Source organism: Candidatus Poribacteria bacterium (assembly GCA_009839745.1).
Classification (GTDB): Bacteria; Poribacteria; WGA-4E; order WGA-4E; family WGA-3G; genus WGA-3G.
In genome coordinates this window covers 1-16,390 of sequence record VXPE01000050.1, presented here as the reverse complement: position 1 = coordinate 16,390, position 16,390 = coordinate 1, and the positions used below count along the sequence as shown (strand labels likewise).

General features: G+C 49.0%; 12 protein-coding genes. All 12 read right to left on the bottom strand.

Annotation, left to right across the window (positions count from 1 at the left end; translation table 11 throughout):
* Window positions 1-8 precede the first annotated feature (8 nt).
* Window positions 9-266, bottom strand: a complete 258-nt coding sequence (locus F4X88_08265) for a hypothetical protein (protein ID MYA56273.1) — start codon at window positions 264-266, stop codon at window positions 9-11.
* A gap of 97 nt (window positions 267-363) precedes the next feature.
* Complete coding sequence (locus F4X88_08260) at window positions 364-3,630, bottom strand: ATP-binding protein (GenBank protein MYA56272.1); 3,267 nt, start codon at window positions 3,628-3,630, stop codon at window positions 364-366.
* A complete protein-coding gene (locus tag F4X88_08255; GenBank protein ID MYA56271.1) occupies window positions 3,537-4,211 on the bottom strand; it encodes a DUF4411 family protein in 675 nt (224 codons plus the stop codon). The genes F4X88_08260 and F4X88_08255 overlap by 94 nt, the downstream gene beginning before the upstream one ends.
* Window positions 4,208-4,714, bottom strand: a complete 507-nt coding sequence (locus tag F4X88_08250; GenBank protein MYA56270.1) for an ImmA/IrrE family metallo-endopeptidase — start codon at window positions 4,712-4,714, stop codon at window positions 4,208-4,210. The genes F4X88_08255 and F4X88_08250 overlap by 4 nt, the downstream gene beginning before the upstream one ends.
* A gap of 101 nt (window positions 4,715-4,815) precedes the next feature.
* A complete protein-coding gene (locus F4X88_08245) occupies window positions 4,816-6,564 on the bottom strand; it encodes a CRTAC1 family protein (protein MYA56269.1) in 1,749 nt (582 codons plus the stop codon).
* On the bottom strand, window positions 6,534-7,694 hold the full coding sequence (locus F4X88_08240) for a Gfo/Idh/MocA family oxidoreductase (GenBank protein ID MYA56268.1): 1,161 nt from the start codon (window positions 7,692-7,694) through the stop codon (window positions 6,534-6,536). Before F4X88_08240 ends, F4X88_08245 begins: the two co-directional genes overlap by 31 nt.
* 109 nt (window positions 7,695-7,803) lie before the next feature.
* Entirely contained in the window at window positions 7,804-8,517 is a 714-nt protein-coding gene (locus F4X88_08235; GenBank protein MYA56267.1) for a hypothetical protein, read from the bottom strand.
* Between the two features lies 1 nt (window position 8,518).
* Entirely contained in the window at window positions 8,519-12,064 is a 3,546-nt protein-coding gene (locus tag F4X88_08230; GenBank protein MYA56266.1) for an AAA family ATPase, read from the bottom strand.
* A gap of 254 nt (window positions 12,065-12,318) precedes the next feature.
* Window positions 12,319-13,404, bottom strand: coding sequence for an ABC transporter ATP-binding protein (locus F4X88_08225; GenBank protein ID MYA56265.1), 1,086 nt, complete (start codon window positions 13,402-13,404; stop codon window positions 12,319-12,321).
* 183 nt (window positions 13,405-13,587) lie between these two features.
* Window positions 13,588-14,394, bottom strand: a complete 807-nt coding sequence (locus tag F4X88_08220; GenBank protein ID MYA56264.1) for a formylglycine-generating enzyme family protein — start codon at window positions 14,392-14,394, stop codon at window positions 13,588-13,590.
* Window positions 14,391-15,791 (bottom strand): L-seryl-tRNA(Sec) selenium transferase, encoded by a 1,401-nt coding sequence (selA, locus tag F4X88_08215; protein MYA56263.1) that lies wholly within the window; start codon window positions 15,789-15,791, stop codon window positions 14,391-14,393. Before selA ends, F4X88_08220 begins: the two co-directional genes overlap by 4 nt.
* Before the next feature lie 13 nt (window positions 15,792-15,804).
* Entirely contained in the window at window positions 15,805-16,245 is a 441-nt protein-coding gene (locus F4X88_08210) for an aspartyl protease (GenBank protein MYA56262.1), read from the bottom strand.
* Between the last annotated feature and the right edge of the window lie 145 nt (window positions 16,246-16,390).

The window sequence follows — 16,390 nt, the reverse complement described above, 5'->3', positions numbered from 1 at the left end:
ATTCAGCGTTATAGACGATCCCACCAAAGACAGAGATTCGGTTTGCGAGTGCTGTCGCGGAGTTGCAATTCGACGTGTAGGATTGCCTGTTGATTGTTGACGCGGACGCGTTTTACGATATAGGTCTGTCGAGAAATAACTGTCTGTTGCTCGGTGTCAAGGTCCTCAAGGACTTCAACATCTTCCTCGCCAAGAACAAATCTCGAAAGGTCGAGGGCGTGATCTGTCCATAAACTTTTTCCCAGATTGTCGTAGTCTTGTGCCATGCTTGTATTATACCGTAAAGCGGTGGAAAATGTCAAGCGAATTTGAGATGGTGAAATGGCACAGGCTAACAGCCTATGCTACAAAAACTACAGACTTTTAGTTGCTCTCGAATTCGGCTTTGAGGTGTTCGCTGTTTTGCTTTACGGCGCGGGTGGTGTTTTCGGAAAAGCCGTCCGATTTATTGGCAGTAACGGTGATTTCGATTTTCACGTTTCCGCCATCGGCTTGGAGGGTGCGAGCGATTTCGTCCTGTAAGGTTTCTATTTCGTCCATGAAGGGTAATTCTAACTGCAAGGCTTTGGTAACAACCACGTGCGTGGGGCCTTGGGGTGTTTCCTCAATATCGGGAGGTGAGTCTATAGGTTCTGGATCTGGACCCGGTTTCGGGGACGGTGGCTTGACGGGGTCGGGTTGTTCCTCTTTAATCAGTTTTGCCATCTCAGGGTTTATGAGGACGGCTGTGCTACCTTCAGCCACTCGGAGCCCACCAATCTGTTCTTCAAAACGGAAGTTGCGATAGTCGTTCCCCTCATAAGCACTTGCATATCCGAATACACCTGCTGCAATTCCCTCTCTAATGCACGTTGCTAAAACACTTCGGTCCCTCATCCGTGGCATGTAGACGTTTTGTGCCATGAGTTCCCAGAGTGTATCTATGCTGATGTGCTCTTGATAGGTATCGCTGCTCCAGATGTATTGCTGCAATTGTGTCGAGAAGATTTCAGGCGCTATTTTTGTGATGATTGCGTCGTCTTCAACAAATTTGTCACGGAGCCGACTGATGATTCTACGATCATCAATTTTTGCATCAGCGATAGAGAAGCCGTAGATGTTCTTCTGCGGGTCTGCTTGCGTGGGAGCGAGTGTCCATCGGTATGCCTTGAAGATCGCCGTTGTTACCGCATCCTCAGCGGATTCGAGGTTTTCCGTGGTTTGGTCTAACCTTGCTCCTTCAAGCGTGGTGAGAGCACTGTTTAGAACATCCCCGTTCATGATAGAGTTCCACGCGAGGTACTTTTTAACAAGATTTATGAGGTCTCGGATAGCGTCTCGCCGTGGGGCAATGAAGAGCAGTGTGTTCCTGAAGGTGCGCTGTCGATCATCCTCCGCGCTGTATGTAAGGATGTGGCGTGCTGTATCACTGGCTATATCCGTCTCCTTTTCGCGGCTTGGTAGGGATGCCTGTGGGTGAAGGATAACGTATTGAATCGTTTCGGAGTCCTTGACGGAACTTGGAGACGTTGGGCAGACGTTCACACTCGGATCGCGTCCGATGGCTCTTTCCAACCGTGAAACGATCTCAGCATAGATATCTGTGTCGGTATATTCCGCAGCGCGATCTATAGCGACCTTGTTGAGGTTCTCCTGGGTGTGGAAGTAATATCTATCGTCAAGATTATAGAGGAAGTAGAGGTTGCCACTCATTCTGCTGAGGGCATCATTGTAAACGGCGACCCCTTGTCCGGGTTCAACAACCCCGAGGTGAATTTGACGATTCGTGATGCCTTTGACCGCGCCCCCTGTGGCACTTCCAAGGAAGATGGTGCGTGCGGTTCGGCGTGCTGCATTGCCTATCTCAATGAAACTTTGAGAGCTCCTATCGATCTGTTCAGTGCGGGAACCGTGGCTGTCTATCTCTTGGACAATGGGATCCCAATGTCCACCGGATCTTGCAAGCAGTCTCGTGAATTCATCGGCGAGTGCCGGATCGTCAAGTGTGAGGTTCGCGGGCATTATCAGCAGAGAAGGATCCTGTTCTTGGTAGAGCCGGGAGATACAGGTTGCCATCATCCGCAGCACGCCGCGGGTGCGTTGAAATCCAGGAATTACTGCCCAGTCTTGGGAAAGCCGGTCAAATACCTCTGGGTGTATCGGGTAGCAGTCTTTCATACGCTGTAAGTAGCGTTGATCATTGACCCCTTCGGGGTATTCGTTGCGCGAGTTCTGGTACATCCTTCTAAACGCTTCACAAGTTAGGTCTCGCTCTGTCTCATCAATTACACTCCCGAACAATCTCCTCCGCACAACCTCATAAGCGTTGTCCATTTCTAAAGGTATTGAGACAGCGTCAACTCTTTCAAGGATAGATTCGAGTGCTTCAAGGACACTTAACCCGCCTTCTCCGCCTGCGTGCGTCTGCCCTTCTGGTAAGGTAGCGATGAGCGTAACGTTTTCAGATCTCTTGACGGACTCCGTAACCGCTTGAAAGAAGGTGTAGATACTTTCTCGTGTGACACCTTGGACGTTGCTCACATAAGCGACAAGTTCATCTATCAAAATCACAGAGGGTCCAACGTGTTCAAAGAGCGCGTCCAATTGATTTCCGCCGGGGGCGGTGCCTTCGCGTGCGGCTTTTCTTACGATATTATACCCATCTTGCCCACCGAGTTGATCCGCCATCATGCCCCAAAGGGTGTTGAGCGGGTCTCCCTGTTGGGTTTCATCTGCATCTGTGGTCGAGAGATAAGTGCCGACGAGGACAGAGACATTCGCATTAAGCGGCGCGTTGTGTTCCCATTCTGCCTCTTCCAGAATGTCCTCTATTTCTTTCCGCAGTCTTGCATAATCGCCATCTGCTGGAAGTTCTCTCAGGATGTTAATCCCAGTAACAAGGTGATAGAGGGCGATAAGACTATGCGTCTTGCCACCCCCGAAACCGGTTTTGAGTTGGATAACCGGATTACCGCCTTTGCCACCCAGGCGTTTTAAGGTATTGACTAACAATTCTCGGAGTCCGGGGGTGATGTATGTCTGATTGAAGAATATTTCGGTTTCACCGTATTCTGGCGTTTTCGCGTTTCCTTCAAAAACCTCTTGAAGGTCGGCGGCGAATTCCGATTTTCGGAAGGTGCCTTCGATGACATCCGTATTGGGACGTATGACATCACGCCATGATTTGAGGTCGGATGTCTTTCTACGCGGTAGTTTCGGTTTCGGGTCTACAGTTGATGCCGCGCGGGTGAGTAATGTGTCGCGAATGGCTTCAACTTCTCGCTTCTGGTCGGGGGCGTTGATTTGCCCAAGTACATCTGCAATGTCGTGGAGTCGTGAAAGGGCGTAGCTGAGATCGATGTCTTCCGTTCCAGGGTGCGAAACCTGATTTCGTGCTTCCGTTACAATACCGACGGCACTCCGAATATCGCGATCTGGATCGAAACGTTGTTCAAAGGCATTGTGCCAATATCTTCTGAAGAGGTGTGGGAAATCGCCAATATCTATAGCTGCTTCGTTTTGGAAGCGATCTTCTGGGGATAAACCTTGCACTGTTTTCAGGTTTCTGAGAATAAAAGGGCGCATGGCATCGCGGTAGATGTTGAGTGCTTGATAGAGTGCGTCTTGGTTTGGACGTTTAGGCGAATCCACGTATTTGAAACTCCGTCTCCGTAATTTTTCAGCAGTATAGCAGGTTTTCGGTTTTCGGTCAAGCGCGGGATTGCTCCTTGTCTATTCAAAGATCCAGTTTTCTCTTTTATTAGATCGACTACCTTGATGCATTGAAGGTTAAAATGGGCACAGGCATCGGGAATTTTTGGTCTATTTTCGCTATTCGTGGGATTTTCCTCTGTCACAACGATACAGTTTTGAGTAATCATCGCCAAAGCAATAACCCACGGGTCAGCCCCTGATCTTCCAGTTCGGTTGTCCACCAACCTTGGAAATTCCGATAACACTTTGCTGACTTGCTCCTGCACGAATTCATCGATTGGTACTTGAAAGTATGGCTTTAATTGATACTCGTCGCACCATTGTTTTATATCCGTATCTCTCATTGCTTCATCAAAAACAATTTGTGACATTTTCAGTCGATCGTTTTTTATCAATTCCTCAATCTTACGCCACAAAGATGGGAAGTTTTCGATTGGGTATCGTTCATGAAAGGCAGCAATTAACGCGCTCGTGTCAAGACTGTAAATTATCTGATCACGATTAAGAAATGAATTCATGCGAAGATAGTACCCTCAATTTTAGCAAGGTGTTTTGTGTCACAATTGGAAAGAACGGAAGCTAACTCGGCACGTGTGATTTTCTGCTCATAATAAGCTGTAAAAGCAGTTCGTGCGAAGTACTCACCGGAGGTATTGAGAAGCCGATTATGATAAGGGACGGCTCCACCTGTTCGCGCTGGGGTGTCCTTGTACTTTGCCAATTGGCGGTTTCTGTACGTTCGATAGTCATGTCGTGTAATTTTTCCAAGTGTCAACAATCTACGCATGATAACTTCAGGGCTTACATGAAAGAACTTAGTGATTCTGGGTAGTTCCTCTTTAAACATCTCCAAATTTACTATCTCTAACAATTCATTTTCAGGAACTAAAACCTCGGCAGCTACCTGATTGCAGAAAACCTCAATTGGATCCAAATTGGAGGGGAGAGTTGCTTCAAAACCTGTATTCTGGATAACACTTTCACCGAGTGCAATATGCACCAATTCGTGAATAAGGGTAATAGTGGCGAAATATGCTTAACGTATCCTACTCAAAAAAAGGACTTAAAGTATACCACAAAAAACCTGAATTGTCAAAGGATGGTTTTGACAATAAGGTAAAATTAAAATTCCTCAATGCGAATCTGTTGGTTGGGTTTGATATTTGTGCGTGTGCTGACAGCACCGCTGGGCCACGTTACCTCAATTGTTTCAATGATGGTATCGTCGTTTATACCGAAGATGGCAGTGAGTTCGCTCTGTGAGCAGTAACTGGATCCGCTTTTGACGGTGTGGGTCTGTGTTCCGAGCGCAGAGGTTATGCGGATCTGCGCGCCGATGCCGTCGCGGTTGCTCGTTTGTCCGACGAGTTGAATCTTAATCCATGCCTTGCGGTTGCCACCCTCGTTTCGGAAGAGGTGTGCGGGTCCGTTAGAGGTCGTAACGAGCAGATCCCAATCGCCGTCGTTGTCGATATCGCCGTAGGTGCCCCCTCTGCCAACCATTGGCTTTGCCAAATCCGTGCCGACTTGATGAAGCACATCAGTGAATTTGCCCTGGGAGTCGTTATGAAATAGATGCGGGGGTTGGGCGTAGGTAACTTGCGTCTGGATGGCGTTGATGTCGGTTTCGACGTGTCCGTTGGCGGTGAAGATGTCGAGGTTGCCATCGAGGTCGAAGTCGAAGAAGAAACATGCGAAGGTGAGCGTCAATAAGGTGACATTTCCGATATGCGCGGCAGGGGCATCATCGATGAAAAAGTCGCCTTCGTTGTGATAGAGGTTGAGCATCTCATTGGAAAAGTTGCCAATAACGAGGCTCTCTCTGCCGGTGCGATCATAATCTGCGGCGTCGATACCCATTGCGCCGGTTGCGACCCCGCTTTCGTTATAAGCGATTCCCGCAAGCATTCCGCTTTCGATGAAGGTGCCGTCGCCGTTGTTTTGATAGAGTTTATTGGGTTGTGTGTCGTTCGCCTCGAAGATGTCCGGTAAGCCATCGGCATTGTAGTCGAAGATGCAAACACCGAGGGATTTGCTCGTATTGTCCTCAATCCGTGCGATACGGGAGACATCCGCGAAGGTGCCGTCGCCCCGATTTCTGAAGAGTTTGCTGGATTGACCTGTGTAGGATTCGGGGGTGCAGTAGGATTTATTGATGCCGTCGAGGGTACAGAACAGATCGTTTTCGATGCTCCATTCGACATAGTTGGCGACGTAGACATCCAGGTGTCCATCCTTGTTGTAATCGAACCACGCGCAGCTTGTGCCGAAACCGGGGTTATCAATACCAGCGGCTTCCGTAACGTCGACAAAGGTGCCGTCACCCCTGTTTTGGAAGAGCCGATCGGTTTCAAGGGTGCTAATATAGATATCTGGATCGCCATCGTTATCGTAATCCGCGACGGCAACCCCCATCCCGTAAAGCGGTGTCGCGAGCCCCGCGGATTCGGTGACATCCGTGAAGGTGCCGTCTTGGTCGTTGCGGTAGAGTGCCATGGTTTGCCGCTTCTGGGTTGCCTTGCCTTCCCAATCCTTTCCATTGACGAGCAGGATGTCCTGCCAACCGTCGGTGTTATAGTCGATGAAGGCGCATCCGGATCCCATGGTTTCGGGGAGGTATTTCTTGCCGAAGGCACCCGTGTTATGGACGAAGTCGATGCCTGCTTCGTGTGTGATGTCGGTGAATTGCGGCAGGGATTGTGCAAGGGCGTTGAAAGAAAAAAAAATCAGGAAAGTTATCAAGTGTGCTAAAAGTGCTACAGCATTAAACCAACTTTCTAACTTTACGGATTTTAGTACACCTGCAAACTTTTTGGCGTAGTATAGTTCCTGTTTTACCATTAGATGAGAATCCATCGACCCTCCTTCCATGAGGTTTGGATGGCAGTTTGCACGTCAGCGACTGCGGCGGCTTCTCGGAAACTGGGGTTGCCCTGTTTTCCTGTGTGGATGGCTTGCAAAAACTGGTAAGCTTCGATTGTCTTCAGGTCATCATAACCTAATCCAACGGCGGGACCGGGATTAAAATAGCTGTGAAACGGGTGGCTCGGACCGCTTAATACGCGGATGTATCCGTCTGGGTAACCCTCCTCGGCGGGTAGGTACACCTCAAGTTCGTTCATCTGCTCGAAGTTCCAGCGCAAGGCACCCGCTGTCCCGTGCACCTCAAACGCCATTTCGCATTTTGGACCGGTGATAATCCGACACGCCTCCAGTGAGCCGCTGACCCCGTTCTCAAACCTGACCAATGCCCCGACATAATCTTCGTTCGTGACGGCAGCGGTTTCGCCGTCTGTTCCGAGGGTGAAGTGTGTGCCGGTGCCTGCTGTTGCTACAGGACGTTCCGGGATAAAGGTCTCGTGTTGTGAGACAACGCTGTCAATACGACCCACGATGAAGTGTGCCATGTCAATGACGTGAGAAAGTAGATCACCCAACGTTCCTAATCCAGCGATTTCCTTCTGGAAACGCCATGAAAGGACCGCGCGTGGGTGACTTGCGTAACCCGCGAAAAATCTACCGCGATAGTGGGTTAAAGTACCGAGTTTTCCCTCTGAAATCAATTGATGTGCGTATTGAACGACGGGTGCCCATCTGTAGTTATAGCCGACACAGGTGATTACACCTGCCCGCTGTGCCGCTGCGTAGATTGCTTTCGTTTCTGCTGGGTTCCGTCCGACGGGTTTCTCACAGAAGACGTGTTTTCCTGCGGCTGTCGCTGCCTCGACGATCTCAAGGTGCATGCTGTTCGGCGCGGCGATATTGATGATCTCTACATCTGCGTCATCTATGATGTGTCGAAAATCGGTGGTTGTGCGTTCAAACCCGAAACGTGTTTTCGCCTCGGTTGTGCGTTCGACGACATCATCGGCACAGGTGACAAGTCTCGGATGGAGCGGACTGTCGTGGAACCGATCCGTGATCTGATGATATGCCCGGGCGTGTGTCATGCCCATCCATCCCATGCCGATAATGCCAATGCCTATTGTGTTCTTTTCCATTTTTTAATTATACAGGTCTTGCGCAATTTTGGCGATATGACGCTCTGTTAGGCGGATCCCTATAAAAAAACGGGACCCTTCTCATTGCACAGGCTAACAGCCTATGCTACTATCTGATTGGATTCCCTGTCTTGAGTTGTCCCCATGTGGTTGCGAGTTTGGTTTTTGGGTTGACAGGACGTGCCCTTCCGGGGCCCCCATTCTTGATATTCGGACCTGTGATTTCGACATCGTCAAAGTGGGCTTGCCCGTCTGCGATGACGAGTCCGGCTTGTCCACCTTTCAAGGGATCGTCGTCAATGATACTGAATACTTCGTCGTTCACTTTAAATTCAAGTGTGCCGTCTTCGTGGACGGCGGCAGTGAGTTCATACCACGTATCGATTTGGGCATCAAAAGCAAAGATGACGCTGGACCAGTCGTCTGGGAGTGCTTTGACGATTCTGGCGTTGCCGAAAACGTAGTCGATAAAAAAGAGGTAACGGGTATCTTCCTCACCTCTGTCGTGAAGTGTCAATCCGATACTTGGAGGTTCGTTTTTGTCTTCCACTAACTTTGCACGGCAGGAGAACGAATAGTTTTTCCACGTGAGTTCACCGGTAATCCAGAGGCTCATGAAACCGGGCAAAAATATTTCTCCGACTGCTTCGCCGTTGCTAACCCACCATTTTTCAACCTGTCGGTCGATATTAAAAATTTTCCATTCACGGGTGTCTTTGTCTTCAAAATCGTCTCGCCACGTCCCCGCAAAGACAGGGTGCCATGCTTGGACTGAAAGGCAGATGATTGTAGTGATCGCGAGTATGGGTGTTAATTTTCTCATTTTAAGCCTCCGTGATTATGCACTGTCCATCTGAAGCTGCATAGGGGCAAAAGCAACAGTGTTCGAGATTCTTTTCATAAACCCCGCCCTGCAGTGCTAAGATTCTTTTCTCCCACTGTTCCTGGAGTTCCTGCAATTGTGCTGGACTGAAGTGCCTCTGTTCCGACTGACCCTGTTCGGTAAAAAAGATATTAATTGTCACAGTCGATTGATTTGGATAACACCGATGCAGGAGTAGACTGTAAAGTTCCATTTCTGGATCGGGTGTATCTAAATTTTGAGCCGCGTCGGTTTTAAAATTGATTATCTGATAGTTTCCTGTTTCGTCTTTAAAGAGTCTGTCGAACGTGCCATCAACGATATGCCCGTTAATGTCTGCGTGAATGTGCTGGTTAACCTGAACCGTGGATGCAGAGAATGCCGTTTCACCGAGTTCCGAGTTGATGAAATTGTTAACGTGCTGTAGGAGAGAACTCTGATTCCCGATTTTCGATTCAGTCGTTACTTCAGGATAATTCTCAAGAACTTTGTCAATCGTAGTGTCAAGTTCTTCTATATCTGACTGTTGCCTGATTCGTGCCAGTGTGGAACGGAGCGCGGCATTGATCTCGTCTTCGTCCACATCCGGTGTTTCTTGCCCGTTCGTTGGAATTTGTAGGACGTTTTGTAACTGATAGCGTAGCGGACACCGGGCATAGTTCGCGAGTTCAGAGACAGAGAAAGCTGCGGAAGTCCCAGTCAGTTCCGGTTTTCGTGGCAGCTCAGGGAAATCAACGGGTGTTGTTTCATCGGAGATTTCATCTATGGATTCAGTCTCTGTAACCCCCTGATGGATCGGGATTTGGAGTTGGAAGGATTCAGTGTTTTTGCTGTTTGCTGTGAATACTTCCAATGAGACGGGCAGTTCCAGTAAACGATCCTCTTCATCAATATCGAGATATTTGTAGAGCCATTCAAGGATTTGCTGTGGTTTTCCGCTGTCTGAAAGGGTGCCTGATAAGATGAGCCGATCGCAAGCCCGTGTTGTGCCGACATAAAATAGGCGTTTCTTTTCCGCTATTTCTTTCTCGTTTGTCCGGTTTTTCATGTGTGTAACAATGTCTGGCTCAGTTTTGTTGTAGTCTTTATCGGGATTAAGGGGACTGAAACCGATACCGAATGCCTCATCAATGAAAGGCTCTCTGTCTGTTTGCCCTTGCCGATCAAGCCTTGGGAGGATGACGACTGGAAACTGTTTCCCTTTGGAGGCATGAATGGTCATAATTTCTACTGCGCCGCTGCTTGCCTCAACGGGTGCCTGTCCCTCCCGTCGCTCTTCCTCAATCAGAATATCCAGAAATTCGATAAAGTCTGGAAGAATCTGCTTGGTTTCATCGCCATCAAAGTTTCTGGCGTGTTCTAAAAGTTTTTGATAGTTTACCCAGCGTTGTTGTCCCTGCTTTCCGGTTTTCAGTGTCCCAATCATTCCTGTTTCATTAACGATGGTTACGATGAGTTGGTTTACAGGCATTCGGTGCGCGAATTGCTTATGCTTTTTTAAAGTGGCTATCGCCGTGCGGAGGTTATGGGACCGATCTTGATAGTTCTGCGCTTGCTCCCAAAAATTTTCTCCTTTTTGGAGTGAAATTTCGTAGAGTTCGGTGTCGGAGATACCGAAAGCGGGACCGCGAAGGACAGCAGCAAGAGATGTTTCGTTTTCTTTTGGATCGTTAAGGAAGTTGAGATAGTTCCAGATGTCGTAGATTTCTTGTCGTTGATAGAAACCAACACCCCCAGTGGTGAGATACGGGATGTCGGCTTCAAGCAGGGCGTTTTCAATATCCGGAAGATGTCTTCTACTGCGGATGAGGATGGCAATGTCACCATATTCAATCGGATGTTCCGCTTCCTGTCCCCTGCCCTCTTCACTGGCGCCTCGCTTATAGATGGTTTCTGCGTTTGCTTTCATGCTTTTGATGTGGTGTGCGATCAGTGAGTATTCATCTGCTAAACCCTCATCCTGTTTTCCGAGCAGAATTTCAACGCTGCCGTTTGTGTTGACGGGTCGAGCTTGGGTAAGGGCTTCATATTCCACTTCAAATTCGGTCTCTTTTCCATCCCCCATCAAGTGATTGAAAAAGTAATTGACGAACCCGACAGTATCCCGTAAGGATCGGAAATTCTCTGTGAGACGGATATCATCTCCTCCATTATCGACGATTTTTTCCTTCGTCTTTGTAAATACACGGACATCTGCGCCACGGAATGCGTAAATGCTCTGTTTTGGATCACCGACGATAAAAAGATTCGCTGCTGTGAGCTCGTTCGTGAGCAGCATCACCAATTCGTACTGTAGTTCGTTTGTATCCTGGTATTCATCTACCATGTAGTACTTGTGCCGGGACACCAGTTTCTGTCGGATTTCTGCGTTGTCGCGAACGAGATCGCGGGTTTTCAGCTGCAGATCCGTAAAATCGAGTTTACCTTGAGAGAGTTTGGCGGTTCTGTATGCCTTTGAGATTCGGGTGTATAGTTTGAGTAGGTCGTGGATAGTGCTAAGCAGAAAATCATCATCGGTTTCAACTTCATCTGCTGTATTTTTGTTGTCTTTGATAGGCGGTGCAGCTTTAATCTTTTTCGCAGTCGATACGAGAAAATTGATTTCAGCCTCAATACCTGTTGTTGTAACGCGGCTCCCCAGAAAGTCTCTTTTCGCAATGTCATTGCGAGCCGTTGTAATGAGATATGCAGTATCTGTAAGTAGGTTCAACGCGTCAGATGGGTCTAAGTTTTGCCCATGTAGTGTTTCTAAGTGTTGCGTCAAGTCTTTGACTGCCGCTGCATTTTTGCCGCTTGCAATCTGCAAAACGGTATTTAAGCATCGGATGAATTCAGGGATGTCAATTGTTGACATGAGTCTTTCCTGAATCTCCTGTTGTCTTTCACGAACCCGTTTTTGTAAGGCTCCACGTATCTCTGTATCGTTTGGATGCCTATAGATTTCCTGCATGAGGTGTTCGAGGACATCACGTTGATTTATCATAGTGGAGAGGAGATCGACCAGTTTCTGCTGCCCTCCGTAGCGTTGTAGCAAACGGGTAAACGCGTCCCGATGTTTATCTTCCTCGTCTGTAGCAATGTCTCTGAGGGTTTGCTTCACGGTTTCCTGTAGTAAGAGTTTCTGATCGATGCCTTGTAGGATGCTGAAGTTGGCTGGGACCTCCGCTTGGAAAGGGAATTCTCGTAGGATGCGTGAGCAGAACGCATGGATTGTTGAGATGTGTGCCGTGCTCATTTTTTCACGGAGACCTTGTAGCGGATTGTCCCGTTCTGAACGTTCACGTTCTTCATGAAGTGAGAGTTCCTCAATAATTCGCTCCTTCATCTCGGCGGCGGCTTTGTCAGTGAAAGTGATGGCGACAATCTCTTGCGGGTCGGCGTTACCTTCACGCAAAATTTTGAGATAACGTTCGACCAATACCGTGGTTTTTCCAGACCCGGCACCAGCGGTTACGCAGATGTGTTTTTCTATATTAAGGGCATCTTGTTGGCTGGATGTTAGTCGCATATTTTAATTTATGGTCCTCTGGGCCGCTCTCCATTTCATTACGAGCGGGTTTCTGGTGCATTCGTGATTGAAATCAGGATATGTACAGTATAGCGTCAAGAGCCAAGCCTGCAACAATACGCAGAAATACGCAGAAATACGCAGAAATGCCCAAGCAAAGACCCCTATCAAAAACCCCAAGCAAAAACACGCAGGCGGATATACGTCAAGGATCGTTGATTCTTCAACCTTCCTTATCGAACCGCAAGGTATAATTAAAAATCGGGCAGTGGGATAACTGCGTCTGCTGATATTGACAGTTGCACGGTGTCTCCCGGCTTTTTTGTTTCTGTGCCGGGATTGTGGTGGACGGCTTTAAGGGGAAGGTCTTCGGAGACCATCAGTTGATATTCCTCTACCCTGCCTAAATAGTTGACCGCAGTCACTTTCGCGGTTATCCTGTTTTCGATGGGGTTTCCGCCATTCTGACCGTTGTCAATCACAAGTGCCTCTGGTCGAATGGAGCACTGCACGGGTGTCCCTTGTGTGAGTTCGTGATAAATCGTCGTAGAGTGGAGGGTGCCGGCGGATGTTTCTATAGTTGCACTCCCATTTGATGCCTGTTCGATCTTGCCTGAAATAAAATTGGTTTCCCCAACGAAGCTTGCAACAAAAGCATTCTTTGGAAACTGGTATACTTCGCGCGGCGTGCCGACTTGGATGACAACACCGTCCTGCATAATTGCCATTCGATCTGCCATAGAGAGGGCATCCACCTGATCGTGTGTGACGTAGAACATTGTAATATTGGTGCGGTCGTGGATCTGCTTTATTTCGTCGCGCATTTGCTGTCGGAGTGCGGCATCGAGGTTACTAATCGGTTCGTCGAGGAGGAGAACACTCGGTTCAATCACAAGGGCACGGGCGAGGGCAATGCGCTGCTGTTGTCCACCAGAGAGGGTGTTGACAGCACGGTCCCGAAAATCTTCCATCTGGACCATTTCCAGTGCGCGCGTGATTTTTTCGGTGCGTTCCGCTTTTTCGAGTTTCCGAAGCGTTAGCCCGTATTCGATGTTTTCGGCGACCGACATGTGGGGCCACAAGGCATAGTTCTGGAATACCATGCCTGTATTGCGTTGGTGTGGTGGCACGTCGTTCATGACGGTATCGTCGAATCGGAGTTCACCGGTGTCGGGTTTATAGAATCCGGCGACGATTCGGAGGAAGGTGGATTTGCCGCATCCGGAGGGACCGAGAAGGAAAAAGAATTCCCCCTTCTCAATCTCCAAGCTCACGTCGTTGACCGCAATCGTCGTGTCGAATGCCTTCGTAACATGGGTTAATTGAACTGCAACTGCCATTCTTTTAATTTTCCTTGCGGATAAATAACGGGGTCTGAGGCTTTAACGATTTTCGTGTTCGAGTTGAAGAAACACCCTATCAAAAACCCTGCGTGTTTTTGCGTATTGTTGCAGGCTTGTGGTTGTGTTCTACGCGAAAACCTGCGCGTAAGCGTAGCGGAGCGCAGTCCAGAATCCCATAAATTAAAAATCTTTCACGCATCGAAATCCAATAGTGCTTCCAGACGAAAGGTGATACCATCGGTCTGCGACACGGAGGTCTTCCGGACTTCCACCCCAACCGCCGCCGCGTAGGATACGAAAATTTTCGGTATCTGGCGCAATTTCTCTGCCGAAGCGAGGGTTGTTTTCTGGACTGATGCTATAGAATTCGCTGTTGTATTCATCGAAGCACCACTCCCATGCATTGCCTGCCATATCGTAGAGGTTATAGCCGTTGGGTGGGAAACTCCCAACCGGTGCTGTCCATTTCCATCTATCCGCGCCGCCTACATTGCCAAAGTTGGCATCTGCATAGGTTATTATATCACCATTCGGGTATCGTTTACCAGTCAGACCTCCGCGTGCGGCGTATTCCCACTCTGCTTCGGTAGGTAGCCGTTTATTTGCCCACGCTGCGTATGCAGCCGCATCGCGCCAATTCACCCGAACAACAGGCGCATCGGGGGCATTGAATCTTGGGTTATGCGACAGCGGTGGCTGAGGGTAGCCTGTGCTTTGGACGAACTTCTGATAACGGGCATTCGTTACTTCGTGGATGTCCATGTAAAATGCGTCGAGGGTGACGGTATGCACGGGGTGTTCATCGCTATCCCCGATGGTAGAACCCATCTGAAACGTGCCTGCCGGAATCAGCACCATTGTTGCACCATCGACTCCAGAAACGATTTCTGCTGCGTTTTTAGTCGTGGAGGAACCGTCTTCGCTTTGCCCACAGGCGGACATGCCAACGCTGATGATACCAATGAGAAAGATCCCCACGGCTCTCATAACGCCTTTGCAACCTGTGTAGCAGTTTCGACGATCCACGTCTGTTCTCTTTCATAAACTGTCCGCAGATCCAACCAGAAGAGACCCTCCTTGATTCTACCGATGACGGGAATTGTAGCGTTTCGGAACTGCGCAGCGAGCATTTCAGCGGAAACTTCCGCGGGTTCAAGGACAAGGGCGATACTCGGTAATGTCTCGACAGGAAGTGCCCCACTCCCGATCTGTCCATAGGTGTCTGAGACCTGAATATCCACTTTTTCTCCGAAGAGGGATTCTAACTGCGCTTTGAGCTCGGTCGCAAGGGTGTGGAGTGTCTCCATGGGTCGGGTATAGCGGTTGAGCATCGGAAACCGTTCCGTTAGGGCGTCGTCCGCTGTGAGATAGAGTTGCAACGTCGCTGACAAACCGGCAATGATGAGTTTATCGACGCGGAGTGCCCGCATCATCGGATTTTTACGCATCTTCTCGATCCATTCCGTTTTACCAACGATAATTCCGGCTTGGGGTCCACCGAGGAGTTTATCCCCGCTAAAGGTGACAACGTCGACACCACTGGCGATGCGTTCTCCGACGAGCGGTTCATGCGGGAGTCCATAAGTCGTCATATCAATGAGTGCACCGCTCCCAAGGTCTTCCATCGTTGGGATGCCGTGCTGCGCACCGAGTTCCGTCAGTTCTTCCATTGAAGGCGTTGAAGTGAAACCGAGAATTTTGTAGTTGCTCGGATGCACCTTGAGTAAGAGGCCTGTATTTTCATTGATAGCCTCGGCGTAATCGCGGAGATGGGTTCGATTGGTAGTGCCGACTTCTCGGAGGATCGCACCGCTTGCCGCCATCACGTCAGGAACTCGAAATGCGCCACCGATTTCGATGAGTTCTCCGCGTGAGACGATGACCTCTTTACCGCGTGCCATCGTCTGAAGTGCGAGTAGAACCGCCGCGGCGTTATTGTTGACGATTGTAGAAGCTTCACAGCCGGTCAATTGTTGTAAAAGGGGTTCGGTGATCCTATCTCGATGCCCGCGTCTTCCCGTTGCGATGTCGTATTCGAGGTTGACGTAATTCTGTGCGGCTTGCTGGATAGCTTCACAGGTAGCCGTGCTTAGCAGCGATCTGCCTAAGTTGGTGTGTGTGACCGTGCCTGTTGCGTTGACGACGGGACGCATACGCTCGCCTATCTTTTCCAGGATTTTCTGATGTGTCCGCTTGGCGTATTCCGCGTGTTCTGGGAGTTGCGTATGATTTCCGCTCAGGATGTCGTTTCGGATGTCGGCGACGACGGCGCGCAGTGCCTCCGTCACAAGCGAACGCGTGTAGATGGCTTGCAAGTCAAGCATTTCCTGTGTGTTCAGGAGTTTTTCGATGGCAGGCAGATGCCGTAGGAGGTTTTTGGGCATGTTCGGAGTCAACTTATTTCTCCATTGAGATCGGGATATTCAAGAGGATTTTTATCATCCATTCGCCGTCATGTGCGGGATTGTAAATCAATCCGTTTTGTATGTCAACGCAGAGGTCAAGCATTTCTAAGACCATGTGCCCGACGAGAACGGGTGCGTCTTCAGGAAGGTCTGTTACTGTGATGAAGTCGCTTCGTTCCAACATCGTATATTTGACCTGTGAATAAACAGTCCGATCTATGGTGCCGTTTGCAGTCTGTGCCCGGATGTTTCGGAGCGGCGTAAGCCCGAGTTGGTGAATCAGTGATGTAGGTAAACAGAGTCCTGTTGCGCCGGTATCGACGAGGGCGTTTTCTATGGTAATTCTGCGTACATCTTCGGAGTTGATAGCACCTAATTCTACGGCATATAGGTCTTTTAGATTTTCGAGTTCAATTCGGGTGGTATGTTCCATTTTTATGTTTTTTAGGTTTCTGGATTTCTTGATTAGTACATAATCTTTCTATCGATCATAGGCATCCCTACGATGTTTGATTCGATAAACATTATAGTGAAGCCCAAAAATAAGTTGACATATTCTGAGATGTCTGCTACCTTCT